Genomic DNA, 18476 nt, shown 5'->3' on the forward strand with positions numbered 1-18476 from the left:
CTATGGAATTGAACCACCGCCAAAAACAAATACTCGCGACGCTTAAAGCAAATCAAGATGTGCAGATCGATCATCTAGCAGAGCTATTTTCGGTCACTACTCAAACCATTCGTCGTGACGTAAACGACTTATGCGAGCAAGGTTTAGCGCGAAGAGTTCACGGAGGCGTGAGCTTACCGACAACGCTGACCAACACCAGTTATCGATTCCGTGCTGGCGTTGAATCAGAAATGAAAGACAGTATCGCCATGGCCGTTGCAGACGCAATTCCTGAAGGTTCAACGGTAATGATGGGCATTGGCACAACTGTCACTCGTATCGCGCAGTACTTATTAGCGAAGCCAGCATTACGAGTGATCACCAATAACCTGCAAGTCGCTCGAATCCTCGAAGCAAACGAGCAGATTGAAGTGTACTTAGCAGGCGGTTTATTTCGAAGAGAACATCAAGACATGGTGGGAAGTAGCGTAGTCCACTTCTTCTCAGATTTTGAAGCCGACATTGGCATTTGTGGTTGTGGTTCAGTAACAGACAGCCATTTCGCCATGGAACATGAACAAGTTGAAGCCGACCTTTCAAAATCAATCATCAAAAACAGCCGCGAAAGTTGGCTTGTTGCAGATGCCAGTAAATGGGGCCGTTTTGCTGCTCTCAAGGTGGCATCGCTGGAGCAGTTTGATCGTATATACACCAATAACAGCCAGTTACCTTCGGAACTCAATGTAAACTTAGTGGAAGATAATGAAGCCAATGCTTGAAGACAACAAAGCCTTTCAAAATACCGATCAATCTATGCAAACAAGTTTAAGCATCAAGCGTTAGGCTCGGTCGGATCAGGTCATAAACACAAGCAAGTTCATTGCTGAATTCAAACTGTTTGTTGATGATGCCGCCCGCCATGTGAGGGTGTCCGCCACCAAAACCGACCCCTTTTTCGTTTAGGGCCCTTCTAACTATCTTCGCTACATTGTTTTTAGAACATTCTGAACGAAGAGAAATAAAGGTTTTCTCTTTGTTCCTCGCTGAGAGTACAACGATATCGAGCTCATCAACGCTTAGCAGGAAGTCTCCTAATACACCAAGCATATTTTTAGGACAACCTTCTGGGAGAACAGCAAACGCTGCATTTTTCTCGCGACGTAAACTATCGAGCATTGAATAGAAAAGTTTCAACTCATGAAACTCTACTTGATTACGACAAATCTTATTGACCACATCATTGTTGGCTTTAGCTTGAAGATACAACAGTGCTTTCAGGTCCGCAGTCCCTACCCCTCGGGTAAAGTTTGCAGTATCAAAACTCACACCAACCAGCAGCGCGGTCGCAATATTCTGTGGCATCTGCAGAGAAAAATAGCGATAGTACTCAACCATCATAGTTGCTGTTGAGCCATAATTTGGGCGTATATCGGAATACCATACAAAATCAGGTGCTTTCACTTGATGGTGGTCGATCACTCCCACCTCAAGCCCCGGAAAGTCGATAACATTTTTCTCACCAATACAGCCATCAACAATAATAATCTTGTCATCCGGTTGTAGTTTTAAATCTTTTGGCTGATAGATTGGAATCTCTAGCCAATCTATTAAGTTCCTAAGTGAGACTCGATCTATATAACCATGAAACGTAATATATGGGCGCAACCCTTTATTTTTTAATAAGTATGCTAGGGCGTATGCGGAAGAAATCGCATCATGATCCGGGAAGTCATGAGCTTGAATAATGATTCTGTTGTCACCCTTAAGCCGTTCTAGAAAGCTTTCGAACTTTAAATTTGCCATAATCCCACTGCTAATAAAGTTCTAGCTTCGTAAAAAGCTAGAACTGATGTGTTAATGGTTAACTCTTATTAATTAAACGATATTCTGTGTTAGACAAAATAGCTTCTTCTAAAGCCCCCACACCTAACGTACTGTAACCATAGAAATTAGGCTTCGCATTCAAACGTAAAGACTGTACGCTCTTTACGACATGCTCATCCATAGTCAGCGAGTCAACAACTTCAGAAAGCAATTTCCTATTGTTTTTTGTCATAGGTGCAATGAATTCACTAGCACCGCTGATTGAAGAATATAAGTAGCCAAACTCACCGCCGTTATTTTCTTCAATATAATAATTTCCGGTTCTAGCGAACGACGCTCGAATTTCATTAACACTTTCAATGGTATTAAAAGGTTGATTGAAAAACTCCGAACCACCTGCATGTTCTAATGTTTCAGGAGCAAAACCTTCATCTGGAAATACAAGATAAGCAACAATGGCATTATCTCTACTAATAGATGAAAGAATAAAGTTATCGTCTTTGTAGTATTTGATAACGTCATCGCCAGTTGAACGCTTGATATAAACGGGGGCACCAAATGTCTGATCTAATATTTCAGCTGATGAGCGGATATACACTTTTTCAAGCTTTCTGTGTGACGGAATATCAGTCATTTGTGAAAGACCAAAATCAACCATCTTTTCGATCGCATCAAAGCTATCGTTAAAACCACCCAAGGCAATTGAGACTACAGACAACAAACCAATAGTGCGCGCTAAATTTCCTTTACTTTGAGCTTCTAACAACGATTCTTGGTTATCTTGAAGCTCTTTTAATTCGTCTTTAATTTCTTTTTGAACATCATTGTTCTTATCTTTAGGCATCATAAACCTTTAATCTCTTCAATTTTATCCATCAATACATCTTTGCCGTCTTCAGCTCGTTCTTGTACTCGTTCAAAAGTATCTGTATCCATTATATTTTTAATTTCATCGCTGTAATTAAGACCTAGGTAAATACCAATAGCGATGAAAAATAAAGCAAAAATCTTAAACATTGTTACTCTCAACAAACTCTAAAAAGGGATCAAAGCACACGCCTTTCCATGTGCTTGCTACAAGTCTCATTTATATAGTGCGATACGGCTGTTCACTTTCTTCAAATAATTTTTTGTTTCATCGTATGGCAACTTCGCAATCAATTGGTTGTACACTTCTTCAGGGGTCATCTTATTTATCACTTTAGATGCTTTGCCAATGCTAGTTGAGCGGTCTTTGTTAAACGCACGGGCAACGTTTCCCGCACCGGTGTTGTAAGCCGCAATCATGCAATACAAACGACTTTGGTCATTCTCGATCTTACGTAAATATTTACTATTTAAGATATCTAAATAAGCAGTACCAGTTTCAACGTTGATGACGGGTTGATAAAGATCTGAAGCCTTCATTGGCGCATCTATATTTCGAACTTGTTTATTTACATCATGTCCCGCGCTGGTCGGAACAACTTGCATCAGACCAAATGCCGGTACATGAGATTTAGCATCTGGGCGGAAAGCAGACTCAGAGTGCATGATCGCCATAATCAATGCTGCATCTATTTCCCAGTTCTTGCTTTCTTTCTCTGCGAGAGGTGTATATTTGCTCGCACGAGATTTCAAACTGTTTTCAGGAAGCTTCACTTTGTAACTGATCACTTTTTTCGGCTTAGCCGGGGCCGCCGCAACGTCAACGGCTGGCTTAGGCTTTACCACTTGTGGCTGTGGCGCTTTTTCGACGACTTTTTCCACAACTTTTGGCGGATGCTTTTCTGTTGGCGCGGGCTCTAGCTTGTCAACTTCTTTTGATACTTCAACCTTTTCAGCTGGCTTTACGATCTCAACTTCTGGCTCTGGTCGTTTAACCTCAATACCATGTTTGGCACGCATTTCGTCATACAGCTTGGTTTGCGCCGCAATACGTTCCTGAGCTGTTGCCAGTAGTGCCATTTTCTTGTTATGAGCACGCTGGTAAATGAAAGAGTCTGGAATACCAGTATCAGATAAAATCAATCGCTCGGCTTGCACATCCAACTCATTCATCTGGCTTTGCGTCTGCTGGATAACGAAGTTTTTCTCTTCTTGCTCTTTCTCCAAAGAGTAAAGCACCGCGTGGTCTTCTGCTTTAAGCTCCGCTAGCTCAACGTTTTGACCAGCAACCTCAACCGGAATGTTTTTAACAAGCGCTTTAATCTCTTCTGGGCTGCTATCTTCATCCACCAATACAGATACTGTTGCAGTATTGGTTTCGTAATCGACTGAAGTTTTCACCTGATCGTCTTGAGAGTAATCCACCTGCTTGGTTTGAGATGAAACCTCCCCCTCACCCCATGTCTTGATTAGATCGGTTCTGCGCTCATCGAGGTTGTTAGTATATTCATCACGCCAAGCTTCGTACTCATCCAAATAAGCATTAACGTAAGCATGAAACTCTTTGATTTTGTCTTCTTGAGACAGGCTTGCTTTGGCAACAGCATTGTTTAGCTGCTGCTTTTGTTCTTCTGACACAGCAAATGCCTGAGAACTAATAGCAGCCGAAATAACTACAGCTAACACGGTCTTATTGATAATTTTATACATAGTTCACTCCCAGAGTGTATAGAGACAAAAGGCCACTCAAATGGCGGCCTTTTTCACTAATACTAATCGCGGTTCCGTTCGCGGTTATTTTTTCAATGCCTCGAACGCCGCCGCAAGGTCTGCTGCCGCTTTCTCATTGTTGAATTGATCCCACAAAGAAGAGTCTTCACCACCAACTTCATCAATTACTTTGTTCATATTCGCATCGTATGCAGCTTGGTCCATACCGACTAGAACGTACAGGCCACCCGTTGGGCTTGCTTGGCTTACGATAATGCGGCTGTTAGTAAGCGTTTTATTCACGACTGTCTTAGTGATGTTCTCGAATGTCTCTTGAACATCTTCAGTCACTAGCGTTACACCCTCTGTTGCCGATGTAGAAGTCACACCTTCTGTAGCCGCTTGGAATAGGTTGCTCACGTCAGTTTCAAACTCAGCTGCAAGGTTTACACGAGCATCATTGACTGCGACTTTTCGCATAACGCTCATACCAGCTACACTCTTCTTGGAGTAGCCTTTTGCCGCTGCAGCGATATCGCTTGGTATCACGTCACAAATCCAACCCGGCGCAGATACGGTAGGTGCATCTGGGAAAGTACATGGAGCGAAGTTTTGCGCTTCCTTAACCGTCGCGTTGTTGCTCTGACAGCCAGCTAGAACTGCTACTAGTGCAGTTGCAATAAGTAGTTTTTTCATAAATTAAAATTCGTTCTTTAAGTTTTCGACATGACATGATGGATCCAACAGAGGGCAGTCAATGCTTGATGCATCTACCTTACTGATTGTTCCTTTCTTAACTTTCAGTGATACTTCTTCATCAATTACCACCCAAGAATACTTGTTAGTTACAGCATTTAGCTCATTATTTACAACGTAGCCTTCACCGATTGGGTGTATTTCAGTTTCGCCTTCCATAGATTTCATAGCGTTAGAGAACAAAATATCTGCGCCTGGTTTAATCTTCTGGTTTTTACCCATCGCAATGCGTACTTGTGTGCCCGCCTCACATTGACGCATCTCAAGAACAGGTGCACTTGCCGCTAGCATTTTGTTAAGTTCGGTAGAGTAATTGACCGCTTCTGCTGCTGCTTTAGCCGCCATGGAGCCATAAGTCGCGTTACTAACAGGACAACGTGAATTATTTGTTTCCGTAGAGGAATACTCGTCTCCTTCAAGCTTGATTCGCTTAACAACTTCCATACTTGGCAGTACAACAACTTTTGCTACCGCTTCTACGTCAAAGTCGTAGCTACATGAAGGCGCGATTTCCACTGTTTCGCCATCATCGTTTTTATATGTGCGGCGCTCGCTAAACGATGTACTTAGGTCAGCGTGTGTAACCTCCGTAATAATCGCGTAATCGGCGATTGGTACACCTTTAGTGCTTAGGCGACCGCTCTGCTCGGCCAGTTTAATTTCACCTTTTACTTTGTTGGCAATTTTGCGATCAACAAGGTTTGCACCTGTCTCGTCAATCTGTGTCTCTATTGCATTTCGCATTGCTGACTGGACTTTTTTCGAAGCAGAGTTTTCAAAATCAATGTCGACAGGAAGAACAACAACCTTCATATTTTCTGAAGATGGGATTTGAATTTCAGCAGTTTCAATATCTACACGCGTATCAGGAGTACAAACAACATCTTCCTTGATAACACAGCCAGTTAAACCAGTGATTACAGCACTAGCCATTAACGTTTTCTTTAACATATATTCTCTCCCGAATATGTTTATTTTATTTTTCTAGGACTAGAGGTTCGCTATTTAATTAAGCCCAGCGCAGTCCAAATCCCTTTCTCTTTTATTTGCTCATCAAAGTGGCGAGCAGCCCCTTCGTCGGCATATTTGTAGCTAGTTACAGAGTTTCCTGTAGAGATGATTTCACTACGAGACACTGTTTTAGATTTCTTATTTACAATTTTGACACTAGAGACCAAGGTTGAAATATACGCGTCTCCGACTTTGTTTCTTCGACGCTCAGAATCCACTTTCAACACATGAGTTTGGTTTTTGTTCTTTGAAGTTGAGGTCGCGATATTGAACTCTGATAACTGGTTCCCCAGCAGTTCAATTGCTTTTCTTGACTCTCTATCTGAAGAGAGACGGATGTTAATTTGGCTGCTTAGTTTTTGGTGTGTAATAGCCAGCTGTTCGATTGCGCTGATGTCAGCTTTATAACTAGGCTTCAGAGATGAAAGCATTGCGATACGCACAGAAGCATCGTGTTCAGTTTGATAAACACTGCGATTGTCTAACCACCAAAGTAATTTATCTTCGTGAGAAAGCGCATCAAGTTCGATTTGAGATTTACGGTTTAGATCTTTTATTTCGCGAATCAACTGTTGAGTCACGAGTGACTTTTTCACTCTTACTTCGACAAACGCACCAAGATCATTCTCTTCCATTTGTACATATTCGATACCATTTAAGGTCAAGGATTCAGTCTTAGTATTAACTTTGTTATCAACTAGACTATTTGAAAAACCCTTACCATTGGTTTCTCGAACGGTGTCTCTCATGTAAAAAGACGACTCGACTTGAGTCCATAACTTTTCGTTGATGTTGTTTACAGCAATTTTTTTAGCATGAGATAGAGTTCGCGCTTGAGAAACTGCATAAATGTACTCGTCACTGTCTACTTTAGACTTTAGATACCATTCAGGTTTTGTAGATTGACAGCCAGAAAGAACAAGCAACGCGAATAGCGCTATGAAAAAGCGAACTATTTTTTTATTTGAAGACATTTGGAACCAACATCGAAAAAGTTTGTCTCAATCTTATATCCTCAAAATTAAACATTCAAACGACCAAATTTATAGTTCGATTCATTTCCGAGTTGAATATATTAAATTTCCATTGATTTCACGCATCAAACTTATACAAAACCCCGTTAATTAACAAGAAAGACAATACAAAGCATTGATTTTTAGACGGTTGATATAAATTATAAATTACACAATAACCCTATATTTTTCATTAATAAAAACGTGAACAAAGTCTTAAAAAAACCGAATTTCAGTTCAAAAAAAACACATAATCTCGACTAAAAAGTAATATTTATTCAATAAAAGTGAGATACTGATCTCAATGATAAATTTGACATTAACAGCAGATTTTGGCCTCTACCCTAAATAAAGATACCAGACAGACACTCGAAAATATTAAATTCCGTTAATCACAATAATGTTAATAAATCACTATCGCGCGGTATTTACAGGAATTAGCTGTCTATTTTTCATGCCAATACTGATAAAAATGAAAATAAGGTCTAATTAAATGGATATCAGAAATATAGGTCATTAGCGGATAAATAGGAGGGGAAGTAGATCTTGTGGGAAGATAAATTATTGTCAGTTTCTATTTAAATCGAACCAAGAAACCAAATAAAACACCAACAGACAATGAATCCTTATTAAAAATAACCTTCATAGACAGAAAGTACAGATACCACCTTAAGGGTAGTTTCACTTTTGTCCATGAAGGGTTTGAGTCTGTCTGACTATTTTATCGCAAGTAACTTGTCCGTAAACTCGGCAAAACCATATCCGCCAGGTTGAGTCATCACAACGACTGGATGGTGTTCAAAGCGTTGCCAATAATGCTGAATATTGGCGACCCCAACACTGTTGGGCAAAATTTCAAACATATATTGGTCGTTCATCGAGTCACCAACATAGCAACTACGCTCAAGTATCTCTTGGTCAGATAATCCCTTCTCCTTAAGAAAAGCGGTTGATGTGGCCTTCTTAGAGTGCTCACCATACCAAGCATTAATGTGAATAGAGCTTGCTGTAGCGTGAGCACCTAATACGTGAATCTTAGAGACAATCTCTTCAATAATGGCATCGTCGACTTTTGGGCGATTTTGACCGATATCGATCGCAACCTCACACAAACGGTAAGACTGGTCCAGCGTTAGACTGAGCTCTGGATAATCGCTTAAAATAGCTAAGACTTGTTCTTTCAGCTTACTCTGATTGGCACTGACTTTTGGCAAAGGAACATCAGAACGCAATGTCAGATAGCCATTTCTCTTTTCCATAATGAACGCGCCATTCTCGCCGAGAACCGCATCAACCGGCCACAGCTGAGCAATATGATCACACCACCCTGCACATGCGCCCGTTACCGCAACTACTTTTTTCCCTGAATCACGCAGCTTGCTTAACGCAATCAAGGTTTCAGGAGGCAATTGACCTTGCCACGTTAAGGTGTCATCCACATCGGTTAACACCCAATCTACCTTTTTCCAATTTTGGTTCAATTCATTCGATACCGAATTCATTTCTACACCTCTAAACAATCAATCACTAAACAGTGTTAAAGCAAATTCGGTAAAAACATCACCCAACTTTTGAGTTGAAGAAAATAGCTCTTAATTAGCGCTACATACCAACAAAGAAACTGATCACTAACGCGTTGATCAAATCAACAAAGAATCCACACACTAATGGCACCACAATGAACGCTTGTGGGCTCGCACCGTAGCGATGAGTCACGGCAGTCATGTTTACAATCGCTGTTGCAGTCGAACCTAAAGTGATGCCTCCGAAGCCAGAACATATCACCACTGAATCGTAGTTTCTTCCCATCAAGTAATAAACGACAAACACTTAAATAGCAGCGAAAGTAGAATTTGGATGCTCATGACCACAGAGATATAGCCAAACAGCCCGTCAAGATCCCAAATGCGGAGTCCCATTAATGCCATGGTTAAAAATATGCCCAGGCAGATATCGGAGATCATTGCCAACCCTTTCCGACCTTGGGCAATTTTTTCTTATGTGCGACGCTTCTTGAACAAAGCCCGACCAACGTTTCCGATTAAGATACCTGCGATTAAACAGCTTACGAATAGAGGCAGTTTTAAGCCCATTGATTCAATAACTTCACTCAAGCTATAACCTAGCATAAGTGTCAGGTTTAAAATTAACCATGCCCATAAAACACCGTAGTGGCTGAGCTCAGTTTTGGTTTCACTCTCTTGGAATGCACCAACCGTTACCTCTTCTTCATTTGAAGGGCTCACTTTATGTTTATTGAGAAGGTAGTTGGCAATCGGACCACCGATGACACAAGCTGCGATTAAACCAACCGTGTTGGAGGCCACACCAAGCTCTAGCGCGTTAGAAATACAAACTCTTCCACGAACATTGGCGCCCAAGCTAGGGTTTTTCCGACACCGCCAATCAAGCTAATTGAGCCCGACAACAAACCCGCTTTCGCATCCATACCAAAACCCGATGCGACAGCCATACCCACCACGTTTTGAAGAACGATAAAAGTCGACGCCAAACAGAGCAGGGTAAACAGCGGCCGCCCACCTTTTACTAGCGTCTTAATGTCTGCTGAAGCCCAATACCAGCAAAAAAGTAGAGAAGCAGAAAGTCTCTCACATCAAGGCTAAAGGTGATTTCGATTTCAAAGAGATAGTAGAGCGCAGCGACGATAGCAGCACAAACAAAGCCACCAATAACTGGCTCTGGTAGTGAATACTTCCTCAATACTTCCTCAATACTTCAGATCGCTCGATTAAGCCTTTACCAATGAACAGTAATGAGATTTCAATGGTAAAGGAGAGCATTGGAGAAACGAGGGTTTCTGTCATGATGAGATAGATTCCTAAGAGTTAAGATTATTCATAATGTTGCTTACTCTAAATCTTGTAGATTCATGACAATAAATCAAGCGTTTATCGGTGACATCAATCGCTAATCTGGATCAAAATGCTTCAACATAAACAGTGGGGGAGACGAACACAAAAAGGATTTGAGAAAGTAATGTTTCGAAAGGAAGAAGGATATAAAAATTTAGGTGCCCAAAAACGAGAAAACCCCAGCATTTCAGCTGGGGTTTAGAATAGTGGTGGAAGGATGGGGATTTGAACCCCAGATACGCTATAAACGTATACTCGCTTTCCAGGCGAGCGCCTTAAGCCACTCAGCCATCCTTCCACAAATTGCGTTGAGTTCGTCACTCAACGAGGCGCTACTTTATTGATTCTGCTTGCTTTGGTCAAGGGGCATTATCAAAAAAAGTGCCTTTTTAAGTTCGTTCGATTACAAATTAACTCATTAGATCAAAAACAAACCAAATTCGATGCTGTCTCTATTCTTAAGCTTGTTGATAGTAACCTGGAACTCTAAACCACTTACGGCACATATCTAAGAAGTAACCGTACATTACACCCATCCCGCAAGAGATCATCGCGTTACTGGTTACCGCAGTCACGATCTGGTCACTTGACGCACCAACAGCTAACAAAATACCAGCATACACTGGAGACTGGAATAACACGTAAGCCATTAAGTCAGAGAGGTTTTTCATCAACGAGCTTTGTGAAAGTTTTGCACCATTACGCAAGAACCAATCACGGAACACGCCGTAAGGCCATGCAATCGCAATGTTCACCGGAATCGACAGCGTTCGAGAAGCCAGAGATTGCTCGAACGTCATACCAGAGATGAACACTTCTACGATCATGCCGGAGATAAAACAGAAAACTACCATAGCAAATGTATCCGCCGCTGCGTTACGAATACAAAATGGACCACGAGACTTCATTTAGCATCAAACCTAAAATATATCACTACCTATTTAGTGATTTAGCAACATATAAACAAGGCACTTTCACGCCCTACCAGATAATGTCGCTATTAAAACACAACATTAGCAGTCATACATTTCAAATTAAAAATAAAGTTGTAATTTAACAACCAAAAACCACTTAAAAAGCAGTTACTTCCACCAAAAAATCTTATAAAGGTCAAATAACAGACAATTAGTTATTGGTTTTCTGTAATTAAATAACATCTAAGCCATAGGTAAATTGACAGTAATGATATTGATGATATCTTGAGAAGGAGGCTCTCCAAGAGATACCTGTTCTAGTGCCTTATCAACTTGATAGGTAAGTTCAGCATTGTTCATAGACTTGACGTGAACACGCAGACTCTCTAACGCAAATCGAATCAACTCTAGATTATTGTCTTCAAGTGCTACGTAAAGCGTGACCAGGAGTTCTTCTGTATTGTCTTTGTATCGTAAGTCAGGTTTAGGCAACGAGCGACTTTGGCTTTTTTCCTCATGAAAATGTGCTTTGTGCACATTTCCGTTATGGCTGTCTAATCCATGTTTTTCTAGACCATGACCTTCTCTTTCATGACTGGCTTGATCATGGTTGTTTTCGTGATTAGCACTATCACTTTGTTTATTATCGCTCTCTTCCTCGTGGAACTGGTAAAGCTTGTTTGAATAACGGAATAAAGCGTCATCAAGCTCTCGTTCATCGATTGGTTTTGCAATAATGTAATCCACACCGGCGCCGAGCATACGTTCACGAGTCTCTTTGAACACATCAGCAGTACAACCAAATATCAAGACTGATGAAACATCGCCAATTAGAGCACGAATCGCGGTTATTGATTCCACACCGTCCATCACTGGCATGTGGTTATCCATCAACACCAAATCAAAATGTTCTGCAACGACGGCTTGTATGGCAAGCTCACCGTTTTCAACGCTTTTACACTTGAATCCTTTAGTGTTCATGAATGTTTCAATGATGATTGTATTGGTCCGGTTATCTTCCACAATCAGCACTTTCAAGCCAGAGTAATCTAACTTCTTATGAGGCAAGCTCTCTATCTCGCCAGGCTGACAGGGTTGAATCTTTAGTCGAACATCAAAGCTCGTGCCTATCCCTTCTTCACTGGTGACTATAATACTGCCACCCATCAGCTTGGCGATTTTCTTTACAATCGCCAAGCCAAGGCCTGTACCGCCAAAACGCCTTGTTGTTGACGACTCTGCTTGTTCAAAAGGCTTGAAAATACGCTTTTGAGCTTCTTTGGAGATTCCAATGCCAGTATCGCGAACTCGAATACTGAGGTAGGTATCACTCCCTTCTACGACTTCTTTGAAATATACCTCAACAAAGCCTCTAGAAGTGAACTTAACGGCGTTGTTCAGTAGATTAAACAAGATTTGGCGCAAGCGTGCTTTGTCCGAGAAGTACCAACGACCAGAAGGCACCTCAGAATACACTTTGAATTGAAGCCCTTTCTCGGAAGACAATGTGTAGTAGACACTATTAATACTGCCGATGATCGAATCAAGCGGGAATCGAGTTTCATCCAAATCTAACCTGCCCTGCTCGATTTTTGAAAAATCTAATATCTCATTGAGCAAAGTCATCATATGATCGCCCGAATCATACAAGCTCTTAAGATGCTTCTCTTGTTCAGAATTTAGCGGCGTTTTGAGCAGGATCTGAGCGGTACCCAATACCCCATTCATTGGAGTACGGATTTCATGTGACAGGGTCGCGAGGAAAGCAGTTTTAGCATTGGTTGATGCCTGAGCTTTGACCTTTTCCGCTTCGAGGTAAATGGTCTTTTCGTTGAAGGTTTTAATCAAGTGGCCGATTTCATCATCACTTGAATAATCAACATCAATGATTTCACCTGCTTTCGAACCATCGACCTTAGCGGCAATGGTGGTTATCGGGCTAATCAAATAGCGGTTCAATAAGTAATAACCAGCCATTACACAAAGTAGTAATAGCGGCACAATACCGCCCTCAATACTCATCACTTGGCGAAAGACTTCATCTGCCACACGTGACTTTGAGTTAACCACATCGACTTGCCAACCGAATTCGCCAAATTGGCTACTACTGATGTAGATCCCTTCAACGAGATTGAAGTTATAGGAAACCAACACTTGGTTGAGTTTATCTCTCAGAGTAATACCAAGGTTGTACTCTGCTGCATGATTTTTGATGAAACCCAATAGTTCTTCAAGGGAAAGATCCACGGTCGCAACGCCAGCAAAGGTGCCATAGTAATAGTAAGGAGAAGAAGCTGTGATCATTCGAACGTGTGTGTATGGGTCGATATACACATCACTCCACGAGATAGTTCCCTTTGGCTTGTCTACGACAGACGTATACCAATATTCTTCATGATAAGGGGCGCTTTTAGGATTGTTATAAGAAAACAGTTGGTCAATCGTGCCATCGTCGGCTTTGTTGAAAAAATAGCTGTTAAGAAGCTTTTTAGAATCCAACACATAAGGTTCAGGCCAAATACCAGCGCTGACGATCGTATCATCACTCGCCGCCAACATCGACTTAAACAACGGGATGACATCGCTACCATTGCGATATGTTTGAGCGAAACTAACCAAACTATCAACAAATCCTTGAGAGCTACTGAGGGGCTCTGTAATCAATGCGGACAACAGCTCCGTACGCAAGTCGAGGTTTTGTTGTAATTTAGCTCGCACAGGGGATTCTACGACGTAATACGTCACGCTGCCGACAATGGCAATAAACATTGCAAGGTATAACCCAAGCGCTACCATGCTTTTTTTCTTAAGGGATGACCGTATCTGCATAATTTTTTGTTGTTTTCTTTTCTGTTAAACCTAGTGTTTATCACCAACGACATCAAGCCTTTTTAGATTGAAGCTTGATTGGCACAAGTTCATTGGTACTATAAGCACAAATATGTTCCCTTTTACGGTACCTCACTTTGACCTTACAAGATATTCTTGCGCTTCCAGAGTTGGAAGGAAAGCTAATCACAGAAAACAAAACCATGGGGTTTGTCACTGCAATGGCTGCGGCGCCTAATGTGTTAACACCGCATGAGTGGCTACCGTTCCTTTGGGGTGGTGAAGAAGTCGCTCCATTTATGGATGGTGAACAACTTGAAAGCTACATTGAAGTTATCATCTCTCTTTGGAATAAAACACGTCCTGAACTAATCGAAGGCACGTGGGTTTGGCCTGAAGATTGCCAACTGGACGATGCAGAAGTGGTGAATACCGCAGCTCGTGATTTCTGTGAAGGCTTGCTTCAAGGCTGGCAGATCGCTCGTGACGACTGGGAAACACTGATGCCTGAAGACAGCGAAGACAACGCGCTCGTCGGTGGTGTGTTACTTTCACTGAGCATGCTTTACGATCCAGAAACGTCAATCGCGACACTGGCAGAGCAAGGTATTGAAGACCTAGAGCAATTCGAAGAGATCTTCAACGCTGTTCCTGTAATGCTTTGTGGACTAACGCAGCGCGGCATCGCATTGGCAGAAGCGCAGTAACCTCTGCCAAAGAAACAAGCTCGGCAAAAGAATGAGCTCGACTCGCTCAACCGAACGATAACAAAAAGGCCTCACGATGAGGCCTTATTTAGATCTGAAGGATTGGTGTTAGTTTAAAAACCTTTCCAATCGAAGTGATCGATTCGTTCATCGGCAATATAAAACAACTTAGTCCCACTGCTTACAACTTGATCAAGTTCTGGGTTAAGTTCAATTCCACGACCCGTATCAATCGCGATCAACGTCGCTTGATACTTCTCTTTAAACACAGAGAAAATAGGCGCAACGGTCACAGGCTCGGCGTTTTCAGGGAAGTACGTTGAATACTGTGTCATGCCTCTTGTGGAGCTTAATAACTCTTGATGAAGCGCACTAGAACCTGGGTCAACAGCAGCTTTAGCCAGCATTTCCGCACCAACAGCAGGAATACATTCTGAATTGGGACAATGCTTATGCAATAAGTCGCTTAATGCTTCATCTTTAAAGTAAACCAAAAGGTGCGCCTTAGGGTTTCTGTTCGCACAGTAGAGCGCCGCAGATAAAGTAATGTCATCTTCAGGGTTATCAATCAGAATACAACTGGCTGACTCGATGCCCGTTTTCTCCATCTCTTTGCCATCCGTGTAGCTATTCACTTTAACGAATTTGATTTCACCAGGTAGCGGGTTCTCAATGTCTGAACGAGTACATAATACGATTGGTCGCTTGCCCGTTTCTTCATGCTGCAACATACGAATGAGATGAATGGTTCTTTGCTCATTCCATCCAAGCATCAAAATGTGGTTGTCCACTCTAACTCTCCTTTTTCCTAGCAAGCCTGCTCGCCAATATTCAACACCTTCTGTCGCCACTTTACCGAGTAGTGCGGCGAAAAGGCTCAACCCGCCTGGAATCACAAATAAAATAACGATCCACTGCCCCGCTACCGTGATCGGTGATAAATCACCATAACCAACTGTAGAAGCCGTTACCACCAAATAGTAAGCGAATACGGTAACCGAACTGGTTAAATCTGTTTCACCCGCCAAATACAGCATCGACCACGATAAAAACACGTAGCCGAGGAAAGTAAACAGTAGGTTTTTACCATTCAAAACAAAGATATTCGCTTTGACCCAACGTTTGAGTTGTAACCAGATTATCATTAGAGCCTCTAATCCATTCCTCTTAGTTACATGCTAGAAAAAATAAATGATATCAACAAGATATATCATCAAAAAAAGATACATATGAACAATATTGATATAGATAGCCAATATTCAGATACAAAAAAACCAGCACGTGGCTGGTTTTTCTATTAATGGTAAAAGCAAAATAGTAATCAAGCTGGACTACTTATATCATCACGACAACGAAATTAAGCGTTGCCTTTAACCTGTAGGTTAAGCTGTTCAGCAAAATCTAGCATGCGGTTCAATGGGATAAGAGACTTAACTCGTAATTCGTCAGAAACGAAAATTTCATGTTGCTTACCACCATGCGTAAGTGCGTTTTCAATCGCTTGAAGGCCATTCATTGCCATCCAAGGACAGTGTGCACAGCTACGACAAGTAGCACCAGCGCCCGCTGTTGGTGCTTCAATCAGTTCTTTTTCAGGAACCAATTGCTGCATCTTGAAGAAAATACCTTTGTCTGTCGCGACAATCATCTGTGGATGCGGTAGTTCTTTCGCTTTCTTGATCAGCTGGCTAGTAGAACCCACAGCATCAGCCAGCTCAACAACACTTGCTGGTGATTCTGGATGAACCAAAATAGCCGCTTCTGGGTAGACCGATTTCATTTTCTTCAAAGCATCCGCTGAGAATTCATCATGAACGATACACTCACCTTGCCAAAGCAACATGTCAGCGCCCGTTTGATTTGCGATGTAAGAACCTAGGTGGCGGTCTGGCCCCCAAATAATGGGTTTGTCTTCAGCGTCTAGGCTTTCAACGATTTCTAAAGCGATGCTCGACGTAACTACCCAGTCTGCACGAGCTTTAACAGCGGCAGAGGTGTTCGCGTATACAACCACGGTGTGGTCGGGGTGAGCATCACAAAATTCTGTAAATTTGTCAGCAGGGCAACCAAGATCAAGTGAACATTCAGCTTCAAGCGTTGGCATTAGAATGCGCTTTTCAGGCGTAAGAATCTTCGCGGACTCACCCATAAAACGAACACCAGCGATGATCAAAGTGCTTGCTGAATGACGGTTACCGAACTTAGCCATTTCTAAAGAGTCGCCAACGAAACCACCAGTCTCTTCAGCCAGAGCCTGAATTTCAGGATCCGTGTAGTAGTGTGCAATTAGAACTGCATCTTTTTCTTGAAGTAGTTTTTTGATGTTCGCGATGTGGGCCTGTTTCTGAGCGTCGCTCAATGGAACTGGCTTCAGCGGAAACGGGTAAACTGTATCGATTTTATCTAGTATATGACTCATTGCTCTTGCTCTACGCAACTTCTTCCGAGGATTAGAGTATTCTACACAGGACAGCGATGAGGATCAAAAAGGATTGGTTGCAAGCGGTGACTAGCTAATGCTCAAAATACATAAACAAGGTGATGCGTTGGCTTCACAAAGCGGCGAAGTAAATATTAAAAGGAAGTGAACAAGTATAAAAAAGAGGTACCTGAGCACCTCTATTTTGTTTATAAGTGAGTTTTAGCCACTTTTGCCGAAGCACTGTTTGGGTACTCGGTAACGACTTGTTGGTAGTATTTCTTTGCTTGCGTTGCGTTATTGTTGCGCGCAGCAATGTCACCAAGCTTAACCAGCGCATCTGCTCGCTTGTTTGAGTCTTTGTACGACACAACAGCGGCAAAGCTCTTCACGGCTTCTTTATCTTGCTTCTTAGCGAAATAAAGCTGACCTAACCAGTAATGTGAGTTAGGTGTGAAGGTAGAATCTGGGAAGTCTTTTTGAAACTTTTGGAATGCTGCGATAGCACCCGTGTAGTCTCGTTGCTTTAGAATCATATCTACAGCATTTTGATAAGCGGTTTGCTCATCGACATCAGTACTGAACGTACCAGAAGCATCTTTAGAGCCTTCGCTCGCTGCCACTGCTACCGTTGCCGTTCCTGCTGCTTTAACCTCACCTCTTACACGATCCAGTTCAATGAACAGTTCACGTTGGCGCTCTAGCATTTGCTTCATATCGTAACTGTTTCGTTCCAGCTCACCACGAAGTTCACTGATCTCCAGTGCCATGTCGTCGATTTGCTGCTGCAATTGAAGCTGAACGAGGTTGCGATTTTGAAGCAGGCGTTCTAAACGCTCAATATCTGATTCGTTAGATGCAGACGCTGCTCGAGAGGGAGATGATGAATTGGTTGCGGTGCTATTGAGATCGGATACTGGAGCTGGTGCAGCGAACGCGATGTTCGCTGCACTTGCCAGTAACGAAAGCAAAATGACTCGCTTTGTGTTACCGAACATGAGGCAATTCCTCAATTATATAGCCTACTAAAATTAGTAAACTAGTACTGCGCGACGGTTTTTAGCGTACACATCTTCAGATTGACCTAGAAGAAGTGGTTTCTCTTCACCGTAGCTTACGATAGAGATTTGGTCTGCTTGAACACCTAGAGCTTGTAGGTATTTCGCTACAGCTTGTGCACGACGCTCGCCAAGTGCGATGTTGTACTCAGGAGTACCGCGTTCGTCAGCGTGACCTTCGATAGTAACGTTCATGTCAACGTTATTGCTTAGGTAAGCTGCGTGAGCTGCTAGAATTTCTTCGTAGTCGCCAGCGATAGTAGAGTTATCGAATGCAAAGTAGATTGTTTGAGTTTCGCGTAGCGCTTGCTCTTTAAGCTCTTGCTCAGACAGTTGAGCGTTAGCATCAATTGGCGTTACAACAGTTGTGTCTACGTTGCCTTCTGAACCTGAAGTTGTTTGGTTGCTTTCAGTACCTGAAGTTGCAGATGTTGCTTCATCAGTTGAGCTACACGCCGTTACTGCCATCACTGGTAGTGCAATCATCAAGCCTTTAAGAACTTTGTTAAGTTGCAT

16 protein-coding genes, 1 tRNA gene and 1 pseudogene are annotated in these 18476 nt (G+C 42.2%); 2 read left to right on the forward strand and 16 right to left on the reverse strand.

Annotation, left to right across the window (positions count from 1 at the left end; genetic code table 11):
- The first annotated feature begins 2 nt into the window (after nt 1–2).
- Nucleotides 3–758 carry a DeoR/GlpR family DNA-binding transcription regulator gene (locus tag ACMAZD_RS11100; RefSeq protein ID WP_435247259.1) on the forward strand — a complete coding sequence of 252 codons (756 nt, stop codon included), beginning with the start codon at nt 3–5 and terminating at the stop codon, nt 756–758.
- Nucleotides 759–804: 46 nt separating this feature from the next.
- On the opposite strand, the gene ACMAZD_RS11105 is transcribed toward ACMAZD_RS11100, so the two are convergent.
- The 12 genes and pseudogenes from ACMAZD_RS11105 to ACMAZD_RS11160 all read right to left on the reverse strand — a co-directional run bounded on the left by ACMAZD_RS11105 (nt 805) and on the right by ACMAZD_RS11160 (nt 13776).
- A complete protein-coding gene (locus tag ACMAZD_RS11105; RefSeq protein WP_435247260.1) occupies nt 805–1782 on the reverse strand; it encodes a DHH family phosphoesterase in 978 nt (325 codons plus the stop codon).
- 58 nt (nt 1783–1840) lie between these two features.
- Complete coding sequence (locus tag ACMAZD_RS11110; protein WP_435247261.1) at nt 1841–2650, reverse strand: ETEC_3214 domain-containing protein; 810 nt, start codon at nt 2648–2650, stop codon at nt 1841–1843.
- The gene (locus tag ACMAZD_RS11115) at nt 2647–2820 is read right to left on the reverse strand and encodes a hypothetical protein (protein WP_435247262.1); all 174 of its coding nucleotides are present in this window, start codon (nt 2818–2820) and stop codon (nt 2647–2649) included. Before ACMAZD_RS11115 ends, ACMAZD_RS11110 begins: the two co-directional genes overlap by 4 nt.
- A gap of 66 nt (nt 2821–2886) precedes the next feature.
- Nucleotides 2887–4380, reverse strand: coding sequence for a transglycosylase SLT domain-containing protein (locus ACMAZD_RS11120; protein WP_435247263.1), 1494 nt, complete (start codon nt 4378–4380; stop codon nt 2887–2889).
- Between the two features lie 84 nt (nt 4381–4464).
- On the reverse strand, nt 4465–5076 hold the full coding sequence (locus ACMAZD_RS11125) for a hypothetical protein (protein ID WP_435247264.1): 612 nt from the start codon (nt 5074–5076) through the stop codon (nt 4465–4467).
- A 3-nt stretch (nt 5077–5079) separates the two neighbouring features.
- Nucleotides 5080–6087: a hypothetical protein gene (locus tag ACMAZD_RS11130; protein ID WP_435247265.1), complete on the reverse strand. Its 1008-nt coding sequence runs from the start codon at nt 6085–6087 to the stop codon at nt 5080–5082.
- Between the two features lie 50 nt (nt 6088–6137).
- Nucleotides 6138–7121, reverse strand: a complete 984-nt coding sequence (locus tag ACMAZD_RS11135; RefSeq protein ID WP_435247266.1) for an LPP20 family lipoprotein — start codon at nt 7119–7121, stop codon at nt 6138–6140.
- Between the two features lie 755 nt (nt 7122–7876).
- The gene (locus ACMAZD_RS11140) at nt 7877–8662 is read right to left on the reverse strand and encodes an HAD-IIB family hydrolase (RefSeq protein WP_435247267.1); all 786 of its coding nucleotides are present in this window, start codon (nt 8660–8662) and stop codon (nt 7877–7879) included.
- Nucleotides 8663–8762: 100 nt separating this feature from the next.
- A pseudogene (gltS, locus tag ACMAZD_RS11145) lies at nt 8763–9985 on the reverse strand (sodium/glutamate symporter).
- A gap of 255 nt (nt 9986–10240) precedes the next feature.
- A tRNA-Ser gene (locus ACMAZD_RS11150) sits at nt 10241–10331 on the reverse strand.
- A gap of 160 nt (nt 10332–10491) precedes the next feature.
- Nucleotides 10492–10941 (reverse strand): L-alanine exporter AlaE, encoded by a 450-nt coding sequence (locus ACMAZD_RS11155; protein ID WP_435247268.1) that lies wholly within the window; start codon nt 10939–10941, stop codon nt 10492–10494.
- A 249-nt stretch (nt 10942–11190) separates the two neighbouring features.
- Nucleotides 11191–13776 (reverse strand): ATP-binding protein, encoded by a 2586-nt coding sequence (locus tag ACMAZD_RS11160; RefSeq protein ID WP_435247269.1) that lies wholly within the window; start codon nt 13774–13776, stop codon nt 11191–11193.
- 137 nt (nt 13777–13913) lie between these two features.
- Here ACMAZD_RS11160 and ACMAZD_RS11165 point away from each other — a divergent pair, with 137 nt between their 5' ends.
- Nucleotides 13914–14483 (forward strand): UPF0149 family protein, encoded by a 570-nt coding sequence (locus tag ACMAZD_RS11165; protein ID WP_435247270.1) that lies wholly within the window; start codon nt 13914–13916, stop codon nt 14481–14483.
- A gap of 113 nt (nt 14484–14596) precedes the next feature.
- On the opposite strand, the gene ACMAZD_RS11170 is transcribed toward ACMAZD_RS11165, so the two are convergent.
- From ACMAZD_RS11170 to pal, 4 genes are all read right to left on the reverse strand, one after another.
- Nucleotides 14597–15628, reverse strand: coding sequence for a potassium channel family protein (locus ACMAZD_RS11170; RefSeq protein WP_435247271.1), 1032 nt, complete (start codon nt 15626–15628; stop codon nt 14597–14599).
- A 212-nt stretch (nt 15629–15840) separates the two neighbouring features.
- Nucleotides 15841–16902 (reverse strand): quinolinate synthase NadA, encoded by a 1062-nt coding sequence (gene nadA / locus ACMAZD_RS11175; protein ID WP_435247272.1) that lies wholly within the window; start codon nt 16900–16902, stop codon nt 15841–15843.
- A gap of 209 nt (nt 16903–17111) precedes the next feature.
- A complete protein-coding gene (gene ybgF, locus ACMAZD_RS11180; protein ID WP_435247273.1) occupies nt 17112–17900 on the reverse strand; it encodes a tol-pal system protein YbgF in 789 nt (262 codons plus the stop codon).
- A 33-nt stretch (nt 17901–17933) separates the two neighbouring features.
- Nucleotides 17934–18476: a peptidoglycan-associated lipoprotein Pal gene (gene pal, locus ACMAZD_RS11185; protein WP_004736484.1), complete on the reverse strand. Its 543-nt coding sequence runs from the start codon at nt 18474–18476 to the stop codon at nt 17934–17936.

Source organism: Vibrio sp. nBUS_14 (assembly GCF_051201655.1).
Lineage (GTDB): Bacteria > Pseudomonadota > Gammaproteobacteria > Enterobacterales > Vibrionaceae > Vibrio.

Excerpts from the sequence above, each read along its gene's own strand:
- ACMAZD_RS11155 (WP_435247268.1), bottom strand. The coding sequence starts at position 10,941 with ATGAAGTCTCGTGGTCCATTTTGTATTCGTAACGCAGCGGCGGATACA.
- pal (WP_004736484.1), bottom strand. The coding sequence starts at position 18,476 with ATGCAACTTAACAAAGTTCTTAAAGGCTTGATGATTGCACTACCAGTG.
- ybgF (WP_435247273.1), bottom strand. The coding sequence starts at position 17,900 with ATGTTCGGTAACACAAAGCGAGTCATTTTGCTTTCGTTACTGGCAAGT.
- ACMAZD_RS11130 (WP_435247265.1), bottom strand. The coding sequence starts at position 6,087 with ATGTTAAAGAAAACGTTAATGGCTAGTGCTGTAATCACTGGTTTAACT.
- ACMAZD_RS11135 (WP_435247266.1), bottom strand. The coding sequence starts at position 7,121 with ATGTCTTCAAATAAAAAAATAGTTCGCTTTTTCATAGCGCTATTCGCG.
- ACMAZD_RS11110 (WP_435247261.1), bottom strand. The coding sequence starts at position 2,650 with ATGATGCCTAAAGATAAGAACAATGATGTTCAAAAAGAAATTAAAGAC.
- ACMAZD_RS11160 (WP_435247269.1), bottom strand. The coding sequence starts at position 13,776 with ATGCAGATACGGTCATCCCTTAAGAAAAAAAGCATGGTAGCGCTTGGG.
- ACMAZD_RS11100 (WP_435247259.1), top strand. The coding sequence starts at position 3 with ATGGAATTGAACCACCGCCAAAAACAAATACTCGCGACGCTTAAAGCA.
- ACMAZD_RS11120 (WP_435247263.1), bottom strand. The coding sequence starts at position 4,380 with ATGTATAAAATTATCAATAAGACCGTGTTAGCTGTAGTTATTTCGGCT.
- ACMAZD_RS11140 (WP_435247267.1), bottom strand. The coding sequence starts at position 8,662 with ATGAATTCGGTATCGAATGAATTGAACCAAAATTGGAAAAAGGTAGAT.
- ACMAZD_RS11115 (WP_435247262.1), bottom strand. The coding sequence starts at position 2,820 with ATGTTTAAGATTTTTGCTTTATTTTTCATCGCTATTGGTATTTACCTA.
- ACMAZD_RS11170 (WP_435247271.1), bottom strand. The coding sequence starts at position 15,628 with ATGATAATCTGGTTACAACTCAAACGTTGGGTCAAAGCGAATATCTTT.
- ACMAZD_RS11125 (WP_435247264.1), bottom strand. The coding sequence starts at position 5,076 with ATGAAAAAACTACTTATTGCAACTGCACTAGTAGCAGTTCTAGCTGGC.
- nadA (WP_435247272.1), bottom strand. The coding sequence starts at position 16,902 with ATGAGTCATATACTAGATAAAATCGATACAGTTTACCCGTTTCCGCTG.
- ACMAZD_RS11105 (WP_435247260.1), bottom strand. The coding sequence starts at position 1,782 with ATGGCAAATTTAAAGTTCGAAAGCTTTCTAGAACGGCTTAAGGGTGAC.